This window comes from Janthinobacterium sp. GW822-FHT07A03, from assembly GCF_058798815.1.
Window position 1 is genome coordinate 1003237 of record NZ_JBXAKW010000001.1, and the last position, 22460, is coordinate 1025696.

A 22460-nucleotide genomic window follows, 5' to 3' on the forward strand; every position below is an offset into this window, starting at 1 on the left:
GAGCGGGTGTAGTGACAAATGATTGCCCTAAGCAATAGACTTGCCCCCGCAGTTGACGTTATCATGTTTTTGTAAGTGTCGGTGGCTGAATCGTCGGCGCATGGTTGAAACATGGTGACAGGCGAGGGTGAGCATGGGCATGGCGAGTGATGCGTGAAGTGCCAGGCGGCGGGATGGGCGGGGCAGCGGTGCGCCGCTGCGGCCGCGCATTGCTGCTGGCGTTCTGTGCCGCCGCGGCGCCTGCCGCCGTTCAGGCCGCGACGCCGGCCCACCAGGGGCAGCGCGTGCTGTTCCTCAACGCCTACGATTACGGCCGCGCCGGCGTGGAATCGTACACGCGCACCTATGTGGCCGCCATGGCCGCCGCGGGCCTGGCCAGCGAAGACATCATGGTCGAGCACCTGAACCTGAATACCCAGGGCGACCCGGCGCTGCGCAATGAGATGCGTGATTTGTTGCTTTTAAGATACACCCAGATGATGGGGCGCAAGGCGGACCTGATCATCGCGATGCAGCAGCCGGCGCTCGATTTCTTGCTGTCGGACCTGGCGCCGCTGGCGCGCGGCGTGCCCGTGCTGGCGATTAACACCTCGGGCAAGGCCTTGCCGGCCGGCAGCCCGGCTTCCATCTGGCAGCAAAAGGCGAATGTCGATTTTCCCGGCACCCTGGCGCAAGCCATGGCGCTGTTCCCGGAGACCAAAACCATCGTCATGGCCGTCGGCACCAGCGAGGCCGACCAGGCCTTGAAGCGCAGCATGCAGCAGGCGGCGCTGGCGTGGCAGGGCAAGGTGGCCATGCGGTATCTCGACAACCTGTCCCTGGAGCAGATGCGCGCGGCGGTGGCGCATTTGCCCGCCAATACGCTGCTGGTGGCGGGCAATGTCAACCGCGACGTGGACGGCAACATCGCCACGCCCGTGCAGTTTTCCGTGCAGCTGGCGCGGCTGGCCAATGTGCCGTCCTTCGGCATGTATAACGCGACGGTCGGCAAGGGCATCCTGGGCGGCTCCATCCTGCACATCGAACGGGCCGCGCAGCAGGTGGCGCAGATGTCGCTGGTCGTGCTGGACGGCAAGGCGCCTGCCGCGCCGGGCGCCTTGCTGCCGCCGGTCCGTCCGGTGCCGATGTACGACTGGGAGCAGCTGCAGCGCTGGGATGCCGACATCAGCCAGCTGCCGCCGCACACCCTGTTCTTCAACCGCCCGCCGCAGCTGTGGCACGAACACCGCGCCGCAGTACTGCTGGCGGGTGGCGTCTTCATCGTCATGGCCGGCTTGCTGAGCGCCTTGCTGCTGCAGCGGCGGCGTTTGCGCCGTGCCGAGCGCGAGGCGCGCGAGAGCGAACAGCGCTTCCGCATCCTGGTCGAGCATGCGCCCGAGGCCATCGTCGTGTATGACCTGGACCAGGACCGCTTCATCGACGCCAACAGCAGCGCGCAGCGCATGCTGGGCATGTCGCGCGAAGCGCTGCTGGCGCGCGGGCCGTTCGACCTGTACAGCACGGAGCAGCCCGACGGCCTGCCTTTGGGCCTGATGGTGGAAGAGCATCTGCGCCGCGCCATGCTGGGCGAACCCATCCTGGTCGAGCGCCATGTGCGGCGCGCCGACGGCAGCATTTTTCCCTGCGAGGTGCGGCTGGTGCGCTTGCCGATGGAAGGGCGGCGCCTGGTACGCAGCGGCATCGTCGACATTTCCGAGCGCAAGCAAAGCGAGCAGGAATTGCTCGGCTACCGCGATCACCTGGAAGAACTGGTGCAGCAGCGCACGGCGGCGCTGTCGGTGGCCGTCACCGAGGCCGAATCGGCGAACCGCGCGAAAAGCGTTTTTCTTGCCAACATGAGCCACGAATTGCGCACGCCCCTCAATTCCGTGATCGGCTTTTCGCAGATGATGGCCGACTCGAGCAGCATGTTCGAGGAAGAAAAGCATAACCTGGCCATCATCAACCGCGCCGGCCACCACTTGTTGACCTTGATCAACGATATCCTGGAACTGTCGAAAATCGAGGCGGGCCGCATGCAGCTGCAGGCGGGGCCCGTGGACTTGAATGGCTTGCTCGACGAGGTGCTCGAGATGGTGCGCATGCGTTCGGGCGACCAGGGCATCGCGCTGCGGCTCGAGCGTTCCGGCGTGCCGCCGCTGGTGCGCCTCGACGGCGCCAAGCTGCGCCAGGTGCTGCTCAATTTGCTGTCGAACGCGCTCAAGTTCATCGAGCAGGGCAGCGTGACCCTGTCGCTGGCCTGCCAGGCGGGCGACGATGGGCAAGTCGCGCTGGTGTTTGCCGTGCGCGATACGGGCAGCGGCATCGCGGAAGAGGACCTGGAACGCATCTTTGAACCGTTCGTGCAGGCCGACAGCGCCGTGGCGCAGGCCGGCACGGGACTGGGGCTGACCATTTCGCGCGAATTCGTGCGCCTGATGGGCGGCGAGCTGCGCGTCGAATCGACCTTGGGCGCCGGTTCCCGCTTCAGTTTCGCGCTGCACGCGCCGCTGCTGCAGCAGCCGGCCATCGCGGCGCTGGCGCCGGGCCGCGTGGCGCGCCTGCCGCCGTCCCAGCGCGGGCGCATGGTGCTGCTGGTCGACGATGACGACAATTGCCGCAAGCTGCTGGCCGGTTTGCTGGCGCCGCTGGGCTTCCAGCTGCACGAGGCAGCGGGCGGTGTGCAGGCGCAAGCCATGCTGGCGGCGCAGCGCTACGACATGGTGCTCAGCGACTGGCGCATGCCGGACCTGGACGGCCTGGCGCTGACGCGCTGGCTGCGCGCGCAGCCGGCGCTGGTGCAGCCGCGCCTGGTGATCATGACCGCTTCCGCCTTCGAGGAGGAAAAGCAGGAGGCGCTGGCGGCCGGCGCCGACGGCTTCCTGCGCAAGCCGATCGAGCAGGAACACCTGTACGCCATGCTGGAGCAGCAGCTGGGCCTGCGCTTCCAGCGCGCTGCCGCCCCGGCGCCGCGCGTGCCGGCCGCCGCCTTCGATCTGCAACAGGCGCTGGGCCAGCTGGGCGGGGCCGAGCGGCAGGCGCTGCTCGAATCCGTGCAAGCCCTCGATTTGCGGCGCAGCGCCATCGTGCTGGCCGGCGTGGCGACCAGCCTGCCGCAGCTGACCGCGCACATCGCCGCCATGCTGGAACAGCACCAGTACCAGCCGCTGTGCGCCTTGCTGGCGCAGCCGGCCAGCGAGCCGCAGGGCGAAGACGCATGACTTTGCACGCATCCAAGGGCGCGCGCCTGGGCGGCGTGTCCATCGTGCTGGCCGTCAGCGTGGCGCTGACCTTTGTCGTCACCGCGCTGCTGCTGGTGTTTGCCGTGCTGTTTTACCAGTCCGAACGCGAGCAGCGCTGGCAGCAGCTGCAGCGCAGCCTGTCCGTGAGCGCGGACCAGCTGGCCGTGGCCATCGAACTGCCATTGTGGAATCTCGATGAAAAGCAGATGCAGGCCATCATGCGCAGCATGCTGGGCAAGCGCGACCTGGTGGCCAGCTCCCTCACGCCGGGCATCGGCAAGGAAGCGCTGGTGCTGCGCCGCACTGCGTCCGGCACCATCGGCAGCTTTTCCTCGCTGTCCGCGGAACCCGGCTGGCTGGTGCAGCGGCGCCCCGTGACGATGGGCGGACAGGTCATCGGCAGCGTTGCCGTGTATGCGACGCCGGCCCTGCTGCACGCGCAGCTGCGCCAGCGCGCGCTGGGCATCGGCGCCATGATCGTGGCGCTCGACGTGATCCTGGTGGCCAGCATCTGGCTGCTCATGTGGTGTCTGATGCTCAAGCCCTTGAAAGCCATCGGCCAGTATGCGGCCGGCATCCAGGCAGGGCAGGGCGAAGCGTTCGGCACGCCGCCGAAAGCGTGGTTCCTGGGCGAGCTGCGCACCTTGTACCGCTCCATCCGCGACATGGTGGCGCTGCTCGACAGCCGCTACCGCGCCCTGCAGCGCAGCGAGGAGCGCGTGCAGATGGCCACCGGCGCGGCCAGCATCGGCATCTGGGACTGGAACGTCCGCAGCGATGCCTTGCAGTGGGATGAGCAGATGTATGCGCAGTTCAAGGCCGATCCTGGCAGCGGCATGGCGCCGGCGGCGATCTGGCGCGCGGCGCTGATGCCGGACGACGTGCCGGCCGCCAAGGAGGCCCTGCGCGCCGCGCTGGGCGCCGGCCAGGCGTTTACGCACGAGTACCGCATCCTGTGGCCCGATGGCGCCATCCGCTACATCAAGGCCGATGCCGTGATCTTCCGCGACGGGCAGGGCCGGCCCATGCGCCTGGTGGGCTCGAACTACGACATCACGGCGCACCGCGAGGCGGAACTGGAACTGCTGCGCCACCGCCATCACCTGGAAGAACTGGTGGCCGAGCGCACGAGCGCCCTGTCGGTGGCCGTCAGCCAGGCGCAGGCGGCGAACCGCGCCAAGAGCACCTTCCTGGCCAACATGAGCCATGAACTGCGCACGCCCCTCAATTCCGTGATCGGCTTTTCGCGCCTGATGGCCGCCTCGCCCAACATGCAGGACGATGAAAAGCGCAACCTGGCCATCATCCACCGTTCCGGCAATCATTTATTGACGTTGATCAATGAAATCCTCGAACTGTCGAAGGGCGAGGCGGGGCGCCTGCAGGCGCAGACGGCCGTGGTGGCGCTGGCGCCCCTGCTGCAGGAAGTGATGGACATGCTGGGCATGCGCGCCGAGCAGCAGGGGCTGGCCCTGCGCCTCGATTGCGCGGACCTGCCGGCGGCCGTGCTGCTCGACGCGACGCGCCTGCGCCAGGTGCTGCTGAATCTGATGTCGAACGCCGTCAAGTTCGCCGGCGGCGGCGAGGTGACCTTGCGCGTGCGCGGCGCGCCGCGCGCCGGCGATGAATGGATGCTGTCGTTCGCCGTCAGCGACACGGGCATCGGCATCGCCCCGGAAGACCAGCAGCGCATCTTCGAGCCCTTCGTGCAGGCCGACAGCGCGGGACCGAAGGATGGCACGGGCCTGGGCCTGGCCATCTCGCGCGAATTCGTGCAGCTGATGAAAGGCGAACTGACGCTGGAGTCGACGCCCGGGCAGGGTGCCACCTTCCGTTTCTGCATCCCCGCGCAGGCGGCCGAGGCGCCCGTGCAGGCGCCCGTGCCGCTGCCGGTACCGGAGACGCCCGAGGCGCCGCCGGCACTGCGGGCGCAAGACTTGCTGCTGCTGGCCCGGGAAGAGCGCGCCGCCTTGCTGGTGGCGCTGCGTGAATTGAACCTGGCCAGGGTAGCCCTGCTGCTGGGCGCCTTGCCGCCGGCGGCAGCGCCCGTGCTGGCGCCGCTGCAAGCCATGCTTGACCAGCATCAGTACCGCCAGCTGTGCGACTTGCTGGAGAATGAGGGGGCGCTGGCGCACACGTAAAAGTGTGGGCTGACAACATCGGTTTCGCTGAAAAGACGGACTAAGTAGGGCCGATGGATGGTGCTAAATTGCAATAAAGATTATGATGATAGTACGTAGTTCATCGCAAAGAAATGTCTTGTCCAGCGCGGCAACGGACCGCCGCGCCTCATCCAAAGCTGAGAGAACTGCTACATGCACCGCGATTTTTCGGAAGTGAATTCGAAGGGCGAAGTACTGATCGTTGAAGATACGCCGGCTTCGCTGAAGCTGTTGAGCGATTTGCTGGGCGGCGCCGGCTACGCGGTGCGCCAGGCGCCGAACGGTGAACTGGCCCTGTGGACGGCCCAGGCGCGCCCGCCGGAGCTGATCCTGCTCGACGTGCGCATGCCGGGCCTCGACGGCTTTGAAGTGTGCCGCCGCCTGAAGGAAATACCGTCCCTGTGCCAGGTGCCGGTGATCTTCCTGTCGGCCCAGTACGATACGGACGACAAGGTGCGCGGCTTTGCGCTGGGTGCCGTCGATTTCATCGCCAAGCCCTTCCAGGCGGAGGAAATCCTGGCCCGTACCGATGCGCACGTGCGCCTGGCGCGGGCGCAGCTGCAGCTGGCGCAGGAGCGCGCCAACCTGGAGCGGCGCGTGGCCGAACGCACGGCCGAACTGGAGCAGGTGGCCAGCACCCTGGCGCGCGAAGTGCAGATCCGCCGCGCCAATGAAGAATTGCTGCGCCTGTCGGGCCAGGTCTTCGAAGCGACCCAGGACGCCATCCTGATCACCGATCCGGCCGGCGTCATCGTCACGGCCAATCCCGCCTTTACCCGCATCACCGGCTATGCGGCGCAGGAAGTGGTGGGCACGGACATCATGCGCCTGCATGCCGAATACACGGGCGAAGCGGTGCTGCTGGCCCTGCGCCAGGGCTTGCGCAGCAGCGGCTGCTGGTCGGGCGAGGTGCAGACGCGGCGCAAGAGCGGCGACACCTATCCCTGCCTGCTCAGCGCCTCCACCGTGCACGGCCCGGACGGCGCCGTCGTCAACTACATCGGCGTCTTCCTCGACATCAGCGAGCGCAAGGCCGAGCAGCATCTGATCGATTTCCTCTCCTACCACGACGCGCTGACGGGCTTGCCGAACCGCGTGCTGCTGCGCGAGCGCTTCGAGCAGGCGCGCGCGAACGCCGTGCGCGACGGCCAGCAGGTGGTGCTGATGTGCCTGGACCTGGACCGCTTCAAGAACATCAACGATTCGCACGGCCAGGCCGTGGGCGACAAGGCGCTGCAGGTGGTGGCGCGTTTCCTGTCCGGCTGCGTGCGCGAGGGCGACACGGTGGTGCGCCAGGGCGGCGACGAATTCCAGATCCTGCTGCAGGACGATGTCCTGCTGGGCCGCACGCTTGCGCTGGCGCAAACCATCCTGGCCGGCTTGCGCGAAGAGCTCAGCGTCGATGGCGAGCGCCTGGCGCTGACGACCAGCATCGGCATCGCCCTGTGCCCGGCCGACGGCGACAGCCTCGACGACGTGCTGCGCCATGCCGACACAGCCCTGGTGCGCGCCAAGGAAATGGGGCGCGACCATTACGCCTTCTTCACGGAGCGCATGGGCAGCGATATCCGCGCCCGCCTGGCCATGCAGCAGCAGCTGCGCGGCGCCATCGGCCGCGATGAATTCGAGGTGCACTACCAGCCGCAGATGTGCCTGCGCACGGGCGCCATGCTGGGCGCTGAAGCGTTATTGCGCTGGAACAACCCTGTGCTGGGCAAGGTGCCGCCCGGCCTGTTCATCGCGCTGGCCGAGGAATACGGTTCCATCACGGCCATCGGCGAGTGGGTGCTCGAAAGCGTCTGCGCGCAGATCCGCGTGTGGCACGACGCGGGCCTGGGCAGCATCAAGGTGGCCGTCAACCTGTCCGGCAAGCAGTTCGCGCAGGACCGCACGGTGCCGTTCGTCGAGGCGGCCCTGCGCAAGTACGGCATCGCGCCCGCCTGCCTGGGCATCGAGATCACGGAAAGCACGGTGATGGGCGACCCGGACAAGGCGGTGGCGGCCCTCACGCGCCTGAAGGACATCGGCGTGGGCATTTCGCTCGACGACTTCGGCACCGGCTATTCCAGCCTGGGCTACCTGAAGCGCTTTCCCATCGACGTGCTGAAGATCGACAAATCCTTCGTCGACGACGTCACCACCAGCAGCAGCGATGCGGCCATCGCCCGCTCCGTCATCTCGCTGGCGCACAACCTCGACATGCGCGTCATCGCCGAGGGCGTGGAAACGCGCGAGCAGGTCGACTTCCTGACGGAACACGGCTGCGATGAAATGCAGGGCTATTATTTCAGCCGTCCCCTGGCGGCCGCACCGTTTACGGCCTTGCTGCGCGAACGGCGCACCCTGGCCATGGCCCAGGCATAAGCGCCGCGGTGCGGCCGATGCACCATGCCGGTGCGTCCGCTGCAGCGCGGTGCGCGATTCTCACTTTTCCATCCCCTGACGCTGGCACATATCCTGCTTAGGTAATCGCTTATTTACGCGATTGCCCCGCATGCCAGACAGCAGCCATCCAGTCATGCCTACACCAGCCAGCGCGCACGGCGCCTGGCAGGCGCAGCTGCGCCTGGGCTTCGCGCTGCACGATGGCGTCAGCCGCCTCGTCGAGCGCACGCACAGCGGCCCCCTGCGCGTGCAAAAGCCTTTGTATCCGGAAGGCGGTGGCGTCTGCCACGCCATCATCATCCATCCGCCCGGCGGCGTGGTGGGCGGCGACCAGCTGGCCGTCGACGCCACGGCGGGCGAGGGCGCGCACGCCTTGCTCACGTCGCCGGGCGCCGCCAAATGGTACCGCGCGAATGGCCACGTCTCGGGCCAGCACATCGTGCTGCGCGCGGGCAGCGGCGCCGCCATCGAGTGGCTGCCGCAGGAGAGCATCTTCTTCGACCAGGCCTGCGTGCGCCTGCGCCATGAAGTGGAACTGGCGCCGGACGCCGGCTACATCGGCTGCGACATCGTCTGCCTGGGCCGCAGCGCCGCGGGCGAAATGTTCAACACGGGCAGCATCAGCCAGCAGGTGCAGATCCGCCGCGGCGGCAAGCTGCTGTGGTGGGAGCAGGGCGTGCTGGCCGCCGGCGGCGCCCTGATGGCCAGCCCCCTGGGCTTGGGGGGCCACACAGTATGCGCCACCCTGATCGCCGTCGGCATGCCCGTTTCCCCCGCCGTGCTGGCCGCTTTGCGCGAGATCAATGTCCCTGCCGGCGCCATGTTTGGCGCCACGCAGATGAAAGCGCTGGTGGCGGTGCGCCTGCTGTGCGGCGACAGCGAGGCGGCGCGCCGCGTCATGCTGGCCGCCTGGCAGTTGCTGCGTCCCGCCATGCTGGGGCGCGACGCCGTCGTGCCCCGCATCTGGAACACTTGAACACAAGGAAAACCATGGACCTGACTCCCCGCGAAAAAGACAAGCTGCTCATTTTTACGGCCGCGCTGCTGGCCGAACGGCGCCTGGCGCGCGGCTTGAAGCTCAATTATCCGGAAGCGGTGGCCCTGATCAGCGCCGCCATCATGGAAGGCGCACGCGACGGCAAGTCGGTGGCGCAGCTCATGTCGGACGGCACGAAGATACTTTCGCGCGCGGACGTCATGGACGGCATCGCCGAGATGATCCCCGACATCCAGGTGGAAGCGACCTTCCCCGACGGCAGCAAGCTGGTGACCGTGCACCACCCGATACCGTAGTTCTTTGACTGGCCAGGGCGCCACCCGCGCCAGGGCTGTTTTGGCGCCGGCCACCCGCCGGCAAGCGTAACGCGATCTTTGAAGGAGGCCCGCATGACCCCAGGCGAATACCAATTGGAAGAAGGCGAAATCAGCTTGAATGCGGGGCGCGCCACGGCCACCGTGGTGGTGGCCAACCGCGGCGACCGGCCTATCCAGGTCGGCTCGCACTTCCACTTTTTTGAAGTCAATCCGGCACTGGCCTTCGAGCGCTGGCGCGCCTACGGCATGCGCCTCAATATCACGGCCGGCACCGCCGTGCGCTTCGAACCGGGCCAGCAGCGCACGGTGGAACTGGTGGCGCTGGCGGGCGAACGCAAGGTCTACGGCTTCAATGGCGCAGTGATGGGCGAATTGCAAGACACACCACCGGGAAAGGATTGAGATGGCCAGCATTCCCCGCAGCGCGTATGCCGAGATGTTCGGCCCCACCAAGGGCGACCGCATCCGCCTGGCCGACACGGAACTGTTCATCGAGATCGAGCATGACTATGCGATCTACGGCGAAGAGGTGAAATTCGGCGGCGGCAAGGTGATCCGCGACGGCATGGGCCAGTCGCAGCGCTGCGCGGCCGAGGTGATGGATACCGTCATCACGAATGCCGTCATCCTCGACCACTGGGGCATCGTGAAGGCGGACATCGGCCTGAAAAACGGCCTGATCTTCGGCATCGGCAAGGCGGGCAACCCGGACATCCAGCCCGGCGTCACGCTCGCCATCGGCGGCGCCACGGAAATCATCGCCGGCGAAGGCATGATCGTCACGGCCGGCGGCGTCGACACGCACATCCACTTCATCTGCCCGCAGCAGATCGAGGAAGCGCTGATGAGCGGCGTGACCACCATGCTGGGCGGCGGCACGGGGCCGGCCGTGGGCACGGCTGCCACCACCTGCACGCCGGGACCGTGGCACTTGCACGCCATGCTGGCGGCCGCCGACGCCTTCCCGATGAACCTGGGCTTCATGGGTAAAGGTAACGTCAGCCTGCCGCTGCCGCTGGAAGAGCAGGTGCGCGCGGGCGCCATCGGCCTGAAACTGCATGAAGACTGGGGCAGCACGCCGGCCGCCATCGACAATTGCCTGTCCGTCGCCGACCGCATGGATATCCAGGTGGCGCTGCACAGCGATACCCTCAACGAGGGCGGCTTCCTCGAACATACGCTGGCCGCCTTCAAGGACCGCACCATCCACACGTTTCATACGGAAGGGGCGGGCGGCGGCCATGCGCCCGACATCATCGCCGCCGTGGGACAGGCCAACGTGCTGCCGTCTTCGACCAACCCCACGCGCCCGTTCACCGTCAACACGCTCGACGAGCACCTGGACATGCTGATGGTGTGCCACCACCTGGACCCGGCGATTGCCGAAGACGTGGCCTTTGCCGAGTCGCGCATCCGCCGCGAAACCATCGCCGCGGAAGATATCCTGCACGATATCGGCGCCATTTCCATGATGTCGTCCGATTCGCAAGCCATGGGCCGCGTGGGCGAGGTGATCATGCGCACCTGGCAGACGGCGCACAAGATGAAGGTGCAGCGGGGCGCGCTGGCGCCCGACACGGCGCGCAGCGACAATTTCCGCGCCAAGCGCTACATCGCCAAGTACACGATCAACCCGGCCATCACGCACGGGATATCGCACGTGGTGGGCTCCATCGAGGCGGGCAAGATCGCCGATATCGTGCTGTGGAAGCCGGCCTTCTTCGGCGTCAAGCCATCGATGATCTTAAAGGGCGGCATGATCGCGGCCGCGCAGATGGGCGACCCGAACGCCTCGATTCCCACGCCGCAGCCCGTGCATTACCGCATGATGTTCGGCGCCTTCGGCGGCGGCCTGAAAAAATCGTTTACCTTTGTCTCGCAGGCGGCCTACGACCTCGATATCGGGCATCAGCTCAAACTGAATAAATCCGTCATCGCCGTGAAGAATATGCGCGGCTTGCGCAAGGCTGACATGATCCACAACGGCGCCACGCCGCACATGGAAGTGGACCCGGAAACCTACGCCGTGCGCGCCGACGGCCAGCTGCTCGTGTGCGAGGCGGCGTCCGTGCTGCCCATGGCGCAGCGCTATTTTCTATTTTAAGGGGGAGACATCATGCTCACTTTGCATACCAAATTGGGTCCCGACGATGACCGCGCGCCGTTTGCGCAACTGGTGCTGCCCTATGACCAGCGCGAAAAATGCCGGCTGCGCGCCGTGCTGTCGAATGGCGACGAGGTGGCCGTGTTCACCGTGCGCGGCACGGTGCTGCGCGACGGCGAGCGCATGACGGGGCCGGAAGGGCAGGTGGTGCGGATTGTCGCCGCGCGCGAACCGACCTATCTTGTGCGCTGCGCGGATGCGCACACCCTGCTGCGCTGCGCCTTTCACCTGGGGAACCGCCACACGCAGGCACAGGTGGGCGACGGCTTTTTGCGCATCCGCAAGGACGTGGTGCTCAAGGAAATGCTGGAAGGCTTGCAGGCGACCGTGACGGAAGAAAGCGCGCCGTTCGAGCCGGAAGCGGGCGCGTATGGCGGCGGTCACGGCCACCACGACGGCCACGGCCAGCACTTGCTGGCGCCCGTGCCGCTGCGGCAGAAAATCCACCGTCCCGGCGATGCGCCGGGCGCCGCCTGATGCAGGCCTCGGCCCTGCTGCATCTGCTGCAGTTCGCCAGCCCGGCCTTGCCGATCGGCGCGTACAGCTATTCGCAGGGACTGGAAGCGGCGCTGGAATCGGGCCTGGTGACGGATGCGGCCACGGCGCGCGACTGGATTGCGCAGCATCTGGCGCAGGTGGTGGCGCGCTGGGAAGCGCCCCTGTGCTGGCGCTTGATGCAGGCGTTTGCAGCGCAGGACCTGGGCGCCGTGCAGCGCTGGAGCGAGCGTTTCATCGCTTCGCGCGACACGGCGGAATTTCGCGCCGAGACCATCCAGATGGGCTATTCACTGACCAAGCTGCTGGCCGAGCTGGGCGTGGCCGACGGCGTGCTGATCGACATGCTGCAGGGCGAGCCGGAGGTGGCGCTGCCCACGGCGTATGCCTGCGCCGTGGCGGCGCTGGCGATCCCGCGCGAGGAAGCGCTGCTGGCCATGCTGTTTGCCTGGGCGGAAAACCAGGTGCTCGTCTGCGTGAAATCCGTGCCGCTGGGGCAGGTGGCGGGCCAGCGTTTGCTGCTGTCGCTGCGGCCGGACCTGGAAGCGGCGGCCCTCGCGGCGCAAACCTTGCAAGACGACGAGATGGGCAACTGGGCACCGGGCCTGTCGCTGCTGTCGATGCGCCACGAAGTGCAGTACAGCCGCCTGTACCGTTCCTGAATACTACAACGAGAGACTACAACATGACATCGATTACCTCAAATCCCCTGCGCGTAGGCATCGGTGGCCCCGTCGGCTCGGGCAAGACGGCCCTGTGCGAAATGCTGTGCAAGGGCATGCGCGAGCGCTACGACATGGCCGTCATCACGAACGACATCTACACCAAGGAAGACATGGAAATCCTGCTGCGTGCCGACGCCTTGCCGGCCGAGCGCCTGATGGGGGTGGAGACGGGCGGCTGCCCGCACACGGCCATCCGCGAAGATGCCTCGATCAACCTGGAAGCGATCGCGCGCATGCAGGCCGATTTTCCCGATCTCGACCTGATCCTGGTCGAATCGGGCGGGGACAATTTGGCCGCCACCTTCAGCCCGGAACTGTCGGACCTGACGATCTACGTGATCGACGTGGCCGGCGGCGAAAAAATACCGCGCAAGGGCGGACCCGGCATCACGCGCTCGGATTTGCTTATTATCAACAAGACGGATCTGGCGCCGTATGTGGGCGCCAACCTCGACGTGATGGCGCAGGATGCCAGGCGCATGCGCGGCGAGCGTCCCTTCGTTTTCACCAACCTGCGCAGCGGCGACGGCGTGCAGGCCGTGATCGATTTTATCCGCGAGCAAGGTTTGCTCGATCAACCCGGCAAGGAGCTGCAATGAGCGCAAGACTGATGACAAAAACGGCCGCCGTGGCGGCCCTGTGCCTGCTGGCCGTGCCCGCCATGGCCCACCCCGGTCATGGCGACAGCGTGGGCTTCCTGGCCGGCTTCGCCCATCCGTTCACGGGCATCGACCATTTGCTGGCCATGCTGGGCGTAGGCATCTGGGGCGGCCAGCAGCGCCGCGGCTGGGGCCAGCCCGCCACTTTCCTCGGCATGATGCTGTTCGGCGCGCTGGCCGGCATGGCGGGCTTGACGATGCAGGGGCTGGAAACGGGCATCGCCGCCACGGTGGCCCTGGTGGGACTGGCCATCGCGCTGGCGCTGGCCTTGCCGAACTGGCTCGGCATGTTGCTCGTGGGTATGTTTGCGCTGGCGCATGGCAATGCGCATGGCCAGGAATTGCCGGCCGCCTCGGCCGCGTGCGGCTTCATGCTGGCCTCGGCGGCCTTGCTGTGTGCGGGACGTTTCACCGGCCAGGTGCTGGCCGAGCGCGTGCTGCGCCTGGCCGGCGTGGCCTTGACGGCTGCCGGCGTGGTGCTGATGGGAATGAATTAAGCGCCGGGGCGGCGCTCGGACAGCACGATGGGCGCCGCCTTTTCAGGATGTAAACCCTGGTGGCCCGCATACACGGCGGCAATCGCGGCCATGTCGGCGTCCTTGTCGCCCGTCAAGTATAAGTGGTCGACCACGCCCAGCACCTTGTTCGGGTAGTCGATGTAGACCAGCAACAACGGTACCTTGGCGGCGACGGCCAGGTGATAAAAGCCGCTTTTCCAGTTCGGGCGGTAGCTGCGCGTCGCTTCCGGCGTGATGGCCAGCCAGTACCAGTCGGCCGCCAGCATGCGCTCGGCCTGGCGCTGAATCGTGCCGCTGGTGGTGCTGCGGTCGACCGGTTCGCCGCCCAGGTAGCGCAGCACCTTGCCCATGGGGCCGCGGAACAGCGAATCCTTGGCCAGCCAGCGGAACGGCAAGGACAGCGCCCATTTGCCGAACAGGCCGACCATGAAATCCCAGTTGGACGTGTGCGGGTAGACGACGGCGATGCCGCGCGGCCCCGGCAGGGGACGGAAGCGCATGCGCCAGCCGAACAGGTGCAGCACGCGCAGCGCGCAGCGCTGGTGCCAGGTCGGCAAGTCGCCCGCTTGTACAAATAAATCGTCCATTGATACCCTTCAGTGACACTGTTCTTAATGGGATGGCGCTGGTGGCCATTTTCCGTGAAGCAAAAATTCTGCGCAGGCATTCTATACGGGGCTGGCGATGGCGACAAGCAGCCGAGGCCGCTATTCATGCGGTGTCGGGGCGGTTGCTGCTGCTATTTTAACGATGGTTTGCCTCCGTGTCGGGCACTAAATGCGCATAATGTGGTCAAAACTTGATGCAAGGTTGATCCACCCGCTATGGAGCCATGGCATGAAAAACAGTGTCGATGATGTACATGGAAACAATGTCCGAACGGACAAAATAATGGCCGAGCTCGTCGAGCGTGGCGTGGCGTTTCATCACGCCCTGGGCCGGACAGTGGCGACCGCCTATTTGCGCGAGCACGCCGTGCCGGCCGAGGTGATACGCCGCGTCTTCAGCAGCGTGCAGGCGCGCCGTCCGGCCCGGCCGGCCCGGCGCCGATGGCGCTGAGGGGCAGGGAACAGCGGCGCAAATAAGGCAAGGCGGCGGACGCTGCGATCATCACGCAGCCAGTTGCGTTGGTATCGTTGCGCCCGCCGCCAGTGGGGGGATGAGCAGCCTGGTGCCGCTCAGGGTGCTCTCAGTGTGCCATTCAGGCTTGTGCCGCCAGCGCCGGGTAGTCCGTGTAGCCGGCGGCATCCGGTGCATACAGGGTGTCCGGGTTCAGCGGATTCAAGGGCGCGTCGCTGTGCAGGCGGATGGGCAGGTCGGGGTTGGCGATGAACCACAGGCCAAAGGCCACGGCATCGGCTTCGCCCTTGGCCAGCAGGGCTTCGGCCGCCGCCTTGTCCATTTTCTCATTGGCAATGTACACGCCGCCAAATTCCTGCTTCAGGTACGGGCCCAGGCGGTCTTCACCGAGCGCTTCGCGCGCGCAGATGAAGGCGATGCCCCGTTTGCCCAGCTCGCGTGCCACGTAGCCGAAGGTGGCGCGCGGGTTCGAATCGCCCATGTCGTGCGCGTCGCGTCGCGGCGCCAGGTGCATGCCGACCTTGTCGGCGCCCCATACTTCGATGCACGCGTCCGTCACTTCCAGCATCAAGCGGGCGCGGTTTTCAATCGAGCCGCCATAGTTATCGGTGCGCAAGTTGGTGCTGTCTTGCAGGAACTGGTCGAGCAGATAACCATTGGCGCCATGGATTTCCACGCCGTCGAAGCCCGCTTTTTTCGCATTTTCTGCGCCCAGGCGGTAGGCTGCCACGATGCCGGGGATTTCTTCCGTGTCCAGCGCGCGGGGCGTGACGAATTCCTGCTTCGGGCGCACCAGGCTGACATGGCCGGCCGGCTTGACGGCGCTGGGCGCCACGGGCAGGTCGCCATCGAGGAAGACGGGCGCGGAAATGCGGCCCACATGCCACAGTTGCAGCACGATCAGGCCGCCCGCGTCATGCACGGCCTTGGTGATGTGTTTCCAGCCTTCCACCTGTTCGTCGGACCAGATGCCGGGCGTATCCGCGTAGCCCACGCCCTGCGGCGTGACGGCCGTCGCTTCCGAGATGATCATGCCTGCCGAAGCGCGCTGCGTGTAGTACTCGGCCATCAGGGCGTTGGGCACGCGGCCCGGATTGCCGGCGCGCGAACGCGTCAGCGGCGCCATGATGATGCGGTTTTTCAGTTGCAGGCTGCCAATGGTGATAGGGTCGAATAAAGTTGCCATGATTGTCATTTCCTTGTGGGGGCCGGTCGGGCGGCGTTACGATGGGGATGCTTACAAACCTTGTTGCATGTGGTCGAGAAAGGCCTGGATGGTCGCTTCATTGCGGCTGAAGAAACTCCATTGGCCCACCTTGGTGGCCGAAATCAGGCCCGCCTTCTGCAGGCTGGCCAGGTGCGCCGAGACCGTCGATTGCGACAGGTTCAGGCGGCGGTCGATCAGGCCGGCGCATACGCCCAGGTGCAGCGGGTGGTCCTGCTCCTGGAAATACTGCTCGGGTTCCTTCAGCCATTGCAAAATCTGCCGGCGCACGGGATTGGCCAGCGCCTTGTGGATGGCGTCGATATCCATGTTGTTTCTCCTGAGCATGCAATTCGCTTTTCAGCGATGTATATATCGCGATTATTCAATTCTAATATCGTTGTTTTACGATATAGTTATCTTACGATATAAATGAAAAGCGTGCTGGCGGCACGCGTTTTTTGACGGGTTCAGGCAGGAAGGGGATTGCGCTGCAGCACGGCCGGGCCCGTCAACACGATGCGCACCAGGTCCACCTGGCGCTGGGCGCCGGCCTTGGCGGTGGCGCTCTTGATCTGGGTGCGCGCCGTGTGGATGGAGATGCGCTGGCGTTCGGCGTATTCCTGCAGGGAATAGCCGTTGACGAGCGCTTCCGTCAGGCGCGCCTCGGCCACCGTCATGCCATAGAAATTGCGCAAGGTGGCCGCCAGGGAAGTGATCAGGTCGCTGCTGTCGCTGAGGAAAACGGCGATGGCGCTGGCCGAGCCGAACGGACTGTGCCAGGAGGGCAGGGGCGTGATGCGCAGGCGCAACTGTTCGCCCGTCAAGCCGTTCAGGTTCAGCACGCCGCCGGGACCGCCTGCCGTCGCCGTGCCCGTTTGCGCGGCCTCGTGCAGCATGCGCCGCAGCGCGCCGTTGTCCGCTTCGCGCGGGCAATACAGGGGCGCGCCTTCGCGCAGCTGCAGCAGGCGCGTCGCGGCCGTCATGGCCAGCGCTCGCTCGTTGGCGTACAGCAATTGTGAGGTGGCGTCGAGCAGCAGCACGCCAAACGGCAGCAATTCCAGCACCTGGGTGGAACTCTGGGACAATACTTCCAGCCGCCGCAGCTTGCGCTGCAGGGCAAAGGCCGTTTGCAGGTGGGGCATCAGGCTGCGGATCAGCGCCAGCTCGCCCGCGTCGTAGGCGCCCGCCCGTTCGCGGCGCACCACGGTGACGTTGGTGGAACGCTCGGCGCGCAGTTCGACGATGGCCGCCGCCGTATAAAAGATGTCTTGCGGGCGCAGCCAGTCCGTCCAGTATTCGGTTTTCTTCAGGCAATGGTCGGGAAACAGCATGGAGCCGGTGACGACGGCGCCTTCGCGGTGCAGGGTGGCATCTTCCAGCCAGACGTTGCGCGCGCCGTAATAGCTGGCAAAGCTGGCCATGGCGTCCGATTCGAAGCCATACGTGGCGGACAGGCCGCTGCCCGGCAGCTGGACGTCGACCGAGCGGTTGCTGAAATCATTGGCCCAGATCAAGCCCGCGTGCGACTTCAGCTGTTGCGCAAAGGCGGACAGGAATTGCGACCAGGCGCCATGCCGCGTGGCCGCCTCGTAAATCAGCGTAATCAGTGCCTGGCTGGCGACGGCGAGCGATGGCGTCATTGGCGATCCTCATGGCGGCAAGCGGTGGACAAGACACATCTCGGGGCGGCCGCAGCATGGGCCGCCCGCCTTCCTTAATGCGATTCCAGCCAGCTTTTGCCGCTGGCCGTGCACGTGCTGAGGCTGGCGTACTGGCTGACATAGTTATAACCGCTGCCGCAGCCGCCTTCGCCGGATTTGACGGGGCCGTAGCAAGTGCCTTCATAGCTGAGCTTACCATTGACGGTGGTGCTTTTGACACAGAAATTGTAGTTGCTGGCCGTGGTGTTGTTGGGCAAAGTGGGGCCGGTGTTTTGCCCGCAACCGAGGTCCTTGCTCACGGCGCGCGCGTAATCGACCATTTTCTGGTAGGTGCCGCTGTAGTAGGTGTCGGCAACGGTTTTCTGCCCCTGCTTGCAGGCGGCGACCACGCTGTCGTAGCCGGAGTCCGCCTGGGCGTAGTTGCCCGATACCTGGATGCCGCAGGCGCTGGCCTGCTTGCGTTCCGCATCGCTGATCAGATTGCTGTACTGGCAGCTTGCCGAAGTGCCGCTGGTGCCGCCGGCGCTGGTGGAGTCGCTGCCCGAGCCGCTGCCGTCGCTGCTGCCGCCGCAGGCGGACAGCATGAGGCAGCCGAGCAGAGTGACAGCAAAGGTGGTTGGATGTGCTTGCATGATTTCCCCTGTGGACTGTGATTTGCCACCATGTGTCTGGTGGTATCTTTTTTATTGCTACAAGGAATTGTATCGAGCATTTTTTTGGGAAACGCCACCTGTTGGGGGTATGTGCGGGAAGGACGGGGGGGGGCGCCCGCCCCCCCCGGCAGGCATCAGGCGAAGTGGAACAGCAGCAAGGCAATGACGGCGGGCACCGTTTGCAGGTAGAGGATGCGCATCATGACGGTCGCCGCGCCCCACACGCCGGCCACGGCGATGCAGGCCAGGCCGAAGACGGTGAATGCATGGGCGATGGCCGCGTCCGGATGAAAAAAGCCCAGCGCCAGCGCCGCGACGAGAAAGCCGTTGTAGCAGCCCTGGTTCGACATGGCGGGGCGCACGATCTCCGCCTTTTCCCTGGACAGGCCAAACACCTTGCGTCCGCGCACATCGAACAGCACGGTTTCCAGCAACACGATGTAGACGTGCAGCAGCAGGATGAGGGCGGTAAGGATTTGGGCCAGTAGCAGCATCATTGTTCCCGAGAGTGAGTGGATGCAGCAATTATGCTGCCATCAGCATGTTTTTTGGCAATATTTGATTGGAGCGGCCGCACTAGAAAAATGTGCTTGCGGCAAGAGTTTTCACCCGATGGTATACTTTTCCCTTTGCTCCTGTGGGGACGACCCCGCTCGATGTGGGGGCTGCATGGCGGGGACGACCCTGCCGCCTCGGGAGAAATAGATGGCGTGGATCATTCTGGTATTGGCAGGCTTGCTGGAAATTGGCTGGGCCATCGGCCTCAAGTACAGTGCCGGTTTTACCCGCCTCGTGCCCTCCGTCTTGACGGCGGTGTCCATGCTGGGCAGCGTGGTGATGCTGGGCCTGGCCTTGCGCACCTTGCCACTGGGCACGGCCTACGCCATCTGGACGGGCATCGGCACCGTCGGCACGGCCATCTTCGGCATCATGGTGCTGGGCGAACCGGCCAGCGCCGCGCGCATCGCCTGCATCGCCCTGATCGTGTCCGGCATCCTGGGCTTGAAACTGCTCAGCCCGCAATAAAGGATGCCAGCATGAGTCTCGCCATGACGTATTTCTACCTGGCTATCGCCATCATCGCCGAAGTCATCGCCACCAGCGCCTTGAAGGCGTCCGACGGCTTCAGCCGCTTGTGGCCCAGCGTCATCACCGTGGTCGGCTACAGCATCGCCTTCTGGTGCCTGTCGCTGACCCTGAAGGTTATTCCTACCGGCATCGTGTATGCGATCTGGTCCGGTGTGGGCATCGTGCTCATTTCCGCCGTCGGCTGGTTCTGGTTCAAGCAAAGCCTCGATACGCCGGCCTTGATCGGCCTGGGGCTGATCATTGCCGGCGTGCTGGTGATTAATCTTTTCTCCAAATCAGTGGGGCATTGATCAGAAGCTGCTGGCCACCCGCGCCAGGTAATACCACTCGGCATTGGCTTGCGCGTTGACGTCCGGGAAGAGGATATAGGCGTCGAATTCGGCCGTCACGGGCGTGCCGTCCGCGCGCACGCCGATCTGTTCGCCCTGTTTGACCTTGTCAAAGCTGGACCAGGTCTTGATGAAGCGGTCGCTTGCATGCAGCTTGTCGTGCACGACGACCATGTTCAGCGCTTCCATGTCCGCGTCCGCGATGGCTTCCGGTTGCGGTGCATCAATGAAGCCGAGGAAAGCGAGCGTATTCTTGATGGCGCGGTAGGCCACGTCCGGTGCGGCGGGGTCCGCGTGCTGGCCGCATTCCAGGGTCAGGGCATAGCCGCCCGTCGAGCGCATGTATTCCGTCGTGCCCACGCCATAGCGCAAGACCAGGCCCACCTGGTCGCTATTGCCCAGGCGGCGCTGCACGCCCTGGCCGTAGGCATGCAGCCAGCCATCGACGAAGCGGCGCACGCCCAGGCGGCGCGCCAGCGCGCGTTCCTTGTCTTCATGTTGAAACGGTTGCAGCGGGCCATCGTTGTTGCGCGGACCCACCATGACGAAGGGCTGGCTGTCGGCATTGAACGAGTGCAAGTCCAGCAGCACGTCGTGCTGGCCCAGCAAGGGGCACAGCCAGTTGGCGATGCGGTCTTCGAAATCCTGCGGATTGTCGTTTGGAAACAGATTGCGGTTCAGGTTGCGGTCGCCGCTGCGCACGCCCTTGGCGTAGGCCAGCGGGTTGGTGATGGGCACGAAGGTGACGCTGCCGGCCAGAATCGAGAGGGCGCCGCTGTCGAGTTCAGCCATCACGCGGTGGATGCCCTTGGTGCCGCAGGTTTCATTGCCGTGCACGGCGCCCGTGACGATCAGGCGCGGGCCGGTGCCCTGGCCCGTGTAGTTGATGGATTTGAAGTGGAGTGCGCTGCTCATGCTGGACATATCCTATGCTGTTGCGGGAAGGGAAAGCGGGGTCGGCATATTTTAGCGGGATTCGCCGTGCACGCCTGCAAAAAGTTGGCCATGGCAAGGTGCGGCATGGCATGATCGGCGCCACCGTTGTTTTCCCTTGCCGATTCCATGTCCAGTACGTCCCATCCTTCCCGCCTGTACGGCGTCGATACCTTGCGCGCGCTGGCCATCGTGCTCGTCTTCATGAACCATTATTTGCTGTTCGTCAGCGAGGGCGGGGCGTTTGGTTTCTGGGGAGAAATCGGCTGGACGGGTGTCGACCTGTTCTTTGCCCTCAGCGGCTATCTGATCGGCAACCAGATCTTTGCGGCCTTGCGCAGCGAACACGGGTTTTCCTTGCCCCGTTTCTATGCGCGGCGTTTCCTGCGTACCTTGCCCAATTTCTATGTCGTGCTGGCTTTGTATTATGTGTGGCCCGCGTTTCGCGGCGATAACGCGCTGCTGCCGCTGTGGAAATTCCTGACGTTTACGCAAAATATCAATTTGACGCCGGGCACGGCGTTTTCCCATGCGTGGTCGCTATGCGTGGAAGAGCAGTTCTACGTGCTGCTGCCGGCCGTGGCGTTGTTGATCGCCGCCTGCCGCAAGTCGCTGCTGTGGGCCTGGCTGGCCGTGGCCGCCAGCTTGATCGTCGGCATGCTGGTGCGCGCCTACCTGTGGGATGAGTACGTGCAAGTGTCGCGTGGCGGTCTCGGCTATTACAAGTATATTTATTACGCGTCGTGGTGCCGCTTCGACGAGCTGGTGGCGGGCGTGGCGCTGGCGCTGCTGAAAAATTACCATCCGGGTGCCTGGGCGCGCCTGACCTCCTGCGGCAACCGCACCTTGCTGGCAGGAATCGTTGCCACGGCGCTGATGTTTTATGTGTTTCTCACCGATCACTATGGCTATGCGGTGACCGTGTTCGGCTATCCGGCCCTGGCCGCCGGTTTTACCCTGCTGCTGATCGCTGCGCTGAGTCCCGGCAGTGCGCTGTATCGACTGCGCGTGCCGGGTGCTGCCAGCTTGGCCCTGTGGTCGTATGCGATTTATCTGTTGCACAAGCAGCTGTGCATCCTGCTGCGCCCGCTCTTGCAGGATATGGGGTATGGGCCGGACGGGGCGCCGGCGATACTGATCAGTATCGCCGTCAGTATCTTGACGGGCTGGCTCTTGTATAGAGTGGTGGAAACGCCGTTCATGCGCTTGCGGGCGCGCTATGTGCCCGCCAATCACGCATGACGATTACATGTCGAGTATTACATGTCGATCACGTCGAGTCCCCGTGGCGTGCCGACCAGCAATTCCATGATCGCATGCACGCGCAGATTCGTATCTTCATGTTCCGTGTTGTAGATCAAGGTGCGCAAGCCGGGTACGGCTTCCGCGATGTGGGGACTGGCATAGGCATTGATCAATAACAAGACCAGGTCCGTGGCGCCCGCGCCGGGCTGGCGCCGCAGTCGGTCGTGGATCACGTTCAGCAGCGCGCGCTGCATGCGCGGCGTGGGATTGGTGATGTAGGCGAAGACGCTTGGCGTGTTGGCGATGGCCGCGCAGATGCGCCGTTCGATCTCGTCGGGCTTCACGTCGGAGGCGATATCGAAATACGCGGCTTCCCAGCGCGTGCGCGCGTAGGGGTGATTGGGCGGGAAGGAGTCGGCCGTTTCAAAACCGCAGATGCGGCTCAGGGTTTTCAGCCAGGCTAATAGGGTGGAGTTCATGCCCCGATTCTAGCGGCATTCCGCGTGCGCCGGGCCCTCTCCATATAAAGGGGGCTGACGCCCGGAGAAATGATTAAAGTTTCCTGCAAAAGAGCCCTTGTCATTCTGGGAAAGCCTCTCTATAATGCTGGTCTTCGGGGC

The 22460-nt window shown here is 65.1% G+C and carries 23 protein-coding genes; 15 read left to right on the top strand and 8 right to left on the bottom strand.

Features of this window, described 5'->3' with window-relative positions; all coding sequences use genetic code 11:
- Positions 1 to 149: 149 nt before the first annotated feature.
- The 11 genes from AC1RJW_RS04575 to AC1RJW_RS04625 all read left to right on the top strand — a co-directional run bounded on the left by AC1RJW_RS04575 (position 150) and on the right by AC1RJW_RS04625 (position 13622).
- Complete coding sequence (locus tag AC1RJW_RS04575; RefSeq protein ID WP_493043800.1) at positions 150 to 3200, top strand: ATP-binding protein; 3051 nt, start codon at positions 150 to 152, stop codon at positions 3198 to 3200.
- On the top strand, positions 3197 to 5362 hold the full coding sequence (locus AC1RJW_RS04580) for a sensor histidine kinase (RefSeq protein WP_493043802.1): 2166 nt from the start codon (positions 3197 to 3199) through the stop codon (positions 5360 to 5362). The genes AC1RJW_RS04575 and AC1RJW_RS04580 overlap by 4 nt, the downstream gene beginning before the upstream one ends.
- A gap of 174 nt (positions 5363 to 5536) precedes the next feature.
- On the top strand, positions 5537 to 7747 hold the full coding sequence (locus AC1RJW_RS04585) for a two-component system response regulator (RefSeq protein ID WP_493043804.1): 2211 nt from the start codon (positions 5537 to 5539) through the stop codon (positions 7745 to 7747).
- Positions 7748 to 7901: 154 nt separating this feature from the next.
- The gene (locus AC1RJW_RS04590) at positions 7902 to 8744 is read left to right on the top strand and encodes an urease accessory protein UreD (RefSeq protein ID WP_493043806.1); all 843 of its coding nucleotides are present in this window, start codon (positions 7902 to 7904) and stop codon (positions 8742 to 8744) included.
- Positions 8745 to 8758: 14 nt separating this feature from the next.
- Positions 8759 to 9061 carry an urease subunit gamma gene (locus AC1RJW_RS04595; RefSeq protein WP_034751936.1) on the top strand — a complete coding sequence of 101 codons (303 nt, stop codon included), beginning with the start codon at positions 8759 to 8761 and terminating at the stop codon, positions 9059 to 9061.
- A 93-nt stretch (positions 9062 to 9154) separates the two neighbouring features.
- Complete coding sequence (locus AC1RJW_RS04600) at positions 9155 to 9484, top strand: urease subunit beta (protein WP_035819980.1); 330 nt, start codon at positions 9155 to 9157, stop codon at positions 9482 to 9484.
- A 1-nt stretch (position 9485) separates the two neighbouring features.
- On the top strand, positions 9486 to 11186 hold the full coding sequence (gene ureC / locus AC1RJW_RS04605) for an urease subunit alpha (RefSeq protein WP_493043809.1): 1701 nt from the start codon (positions 9486 to 9488) through the stop codon (positions 11184 to 11186).
- 12 nt (positions 11187 to 11198) lie between these two features.
- Complete coding sequence (gene ureE, locus AC1RJW_RS04610; RefSeq protein ID WP_493043811.1) at positions 11199 to 11723, top strand: urease accessory protein UreE; 525 nt, start codon at positions 11199 to 11201, stop codon at positions 11721 to 11723.
- Positions 11723 to 12403 carry an urease accessory protein UreF gene (locus tag AC1RJW_RS04615; RefSeq protein ID WP_493043813.1) on the top strand — a complete coding sequence of 227 codons (681 nt, stop codon included), beginning with the start codon at positions 11723 to 11725 and terminating at the stop codon, positions 12401 to 12403. The genes ureE and AC1RJW_RS04615 overlap by 1 nt, the downstream gene beginning before the upstream one ends.
- 23 nt (positions 12404 to 12426) lie before the next feature.
- Positions 12427 to 13065, top strand: coding sequence for an urease accessory protein UreG (gene ureG, locus AC1RJW_RS04620; RefSeq protein ID WP_493043815.1), 639 nt, complete (start codon positions 12427 to 12429; stop codon positions 13063 to 13065).
- Complete coding sequence (locus AC1RJW_RS04625) at positions 13062 to 13622, top strand: HupE/UreJ family protein (protein ID WP_493043817.1); 561 nt, start codon at positions 13062 to 13064, stop codon at positions 13620 to 13622. The genes ureG and AC1RJW_RS04625 overlap by 4 nt, the downstream gene beginning before the upstream one ends.
- Here AC1RJW_RS04625 and AC1RJW_RS04630 read toward each other — a convergent pair.
- Positions 13619 to 14230, bottom strand: coding sequence for a 1-acyl-sn-glycerol-3-phosphate acyltransferase (locus AC1RJW_RS04630; protein ID WP_493043819.1), 612 nt, complete (start codon positions 14228 to 14230; stop codon positions 13619 to 13621). The genes AC1RJW_RS04625 and AC1RJW_RS04630 overlap by 4 nt on opposite strands.
- A gap of 250 nt (positions 14231 to 14480) precedes the next feature.
- Here AC1RJW_RS04630 and AC1RJW_RS04635 point away from each other — a divergent pair, with 250 nt between their 5' ends.
- Complete coding sequence (locus AC1RJW_RS04635; RefSeq protein WP_493043821.1) at positions 14481 to 14702, top strand: hypothetical protein; 222 nt, start codon at positions 14481 to 14483, stop codon at positions 14700 to 14702.
- Positions 14703 to 14844: 142 nt separating this feature from the next.
- Here AC1RJW_RS04635 and AC1RJW_RS04640 read toward each other — a convergent pair whose 3' ends face one another.
- From AC1RJW_RS04640 to AC1RJW_RS04660, 5 genes are all read right to left on the bottom strand, one after another.
- The gene (locus tag AC1RJW_RS04640; protein ID WP_493043823.1) at positions 14845 to 15909 is read right to left on the bottom strand and encodes an alkene reductase; all 1065 of its coding nucleotides are present in this window, start codon (positions 15907 to 15909) and stop codon (positions 14845 to 14847) included.
- Positions 15910 to 15960: 51 nt separating this feature from the next.
- The gene (locus tag AC1RJW_RS04645) at positions 15961 to 16257 is read right to left on the bottom strand and encodes an ArsR/SmtB family transcription factor (RefSeq protein WP_034751927.1); all 297 of its coding nucleotides are present in this window, start codon (positions 16255 to 16257) and stop codon (positions 15961 to 15963) included.
- Positions 16258 to 16397: 140 nt separating this feature from the next.
- A complete protein-coding gene (locus AC1RJW_RS04650) occupies positions 16398 to 17570 on the bottom strand; it encodes a helix-turn-helix transcriptional regulator (protein WP_493043826.1) in 1173 nt (390 codons plus the stop codon).
- A 74-nt stretch (positions 17571 to 17644) separates the two neighbouring features.
- The gene (locus AC1RJW_RS04655; RefSeq protein ID WP_493043828.1) at positions 17645 to 18223 is read right to left on the bottom strand and encodes a hypothetical protein; all 579 of its coding nucleotides are present in this window, start codon (positions 18221 to 18223) and stop codon (positions 17645 to 17647) included.
- 155 nt (positions 18224 to 18378) lie between these two features.
- Positions 18379 to 18741 carry a DUF1304 domain-containing protein gene (locus AC1RJW_RS04660; RefSeq protein WP_493043830.1) on the bottom strand — a complete coding sequence of 121 codons (363 nt, stop codon included), beginning with the start codon at positions 18739 to 18741 and terminating at the stop codon, positions 18379 to 18381.
- Between the two features lie 208 nt (positions 18742 to 18949).
- Here AC1RJW_RS04660 and sugE point away from each other — a divergent pair, with 208 nt between their 5' ends.
- On the top strand, positions 18950 to 19270 hold the full coding sequence (gene sugE, locus AC1RJW_RS04665) for a quaternary ammonium compound efflux SMR transporter SugE (protein ID WP_070217981.1): 321 nt from the start codon (positions 18950 to 18952) through the stop codon (positions 19268 to 19270).
- A 23-nt stretch (positions 19271 to 19293) separates the two neighbouring features.
- Positions 19294 to 19623, top strand: coding sequence for an SMR family transporter (locus tag AC1RJW_RS04670; RefSeq protein WP_150131135.1), 330 nt, complete (start codon positions 19294 to 19296; stop codon positions 19621 to 19623).
- Here AC1RJW_RS04670 and AC1RJW_RS04675 read toward each other — a convergent pair whose 3' ends face one another.
- Positions 19624 to 20586, bottom strand: coding sequence for a M14 family metallopeptidase (locus AC1RJW_RS04675; protein WP_493043832.1), 963 nt, complete (start codon positions 20584 to 20586; stop codon positions 19624 to 19626).
- A 138-nt stretch (positions 20587 to 20724) separates the two neighbouring features.
- Here AC1RJW_RS04675 and AC1RJW_RS04680 point away from each other — a divergent pair, with 138 nt between their 5' ends.
- Complete coding sequence (locus AC1RJW_RS04680; protein WP_493043834.1) at positions 20725 to 21837, top strand: acyltransferase family protein; 1113 nt, start codon at positions 20725 to 20727, stop codon at positions 21835 to 21837.
- Positions 21838 to 21854: 17 nt separating this feature from the next.
- On the opposite strand, the gene AC1RJW_RS04685 is transcribed toward AC1RJW_RS04680, so the two are convergent.
- Positions 21855 to 22319 carry a hypothetical protein gene (locus AC1RJW_RS04685; protein ID WP_493043836.1) on the bottom strand — a complete coding sequence of 155 codons (465 nt, stop codon included), beginning with the start codon at positions 22317 to 22319 and terminating at the stop codon, positions 21855 to 21857.
- Positions 22320 to 22460 lie beyond the last annotated feature (141 nt).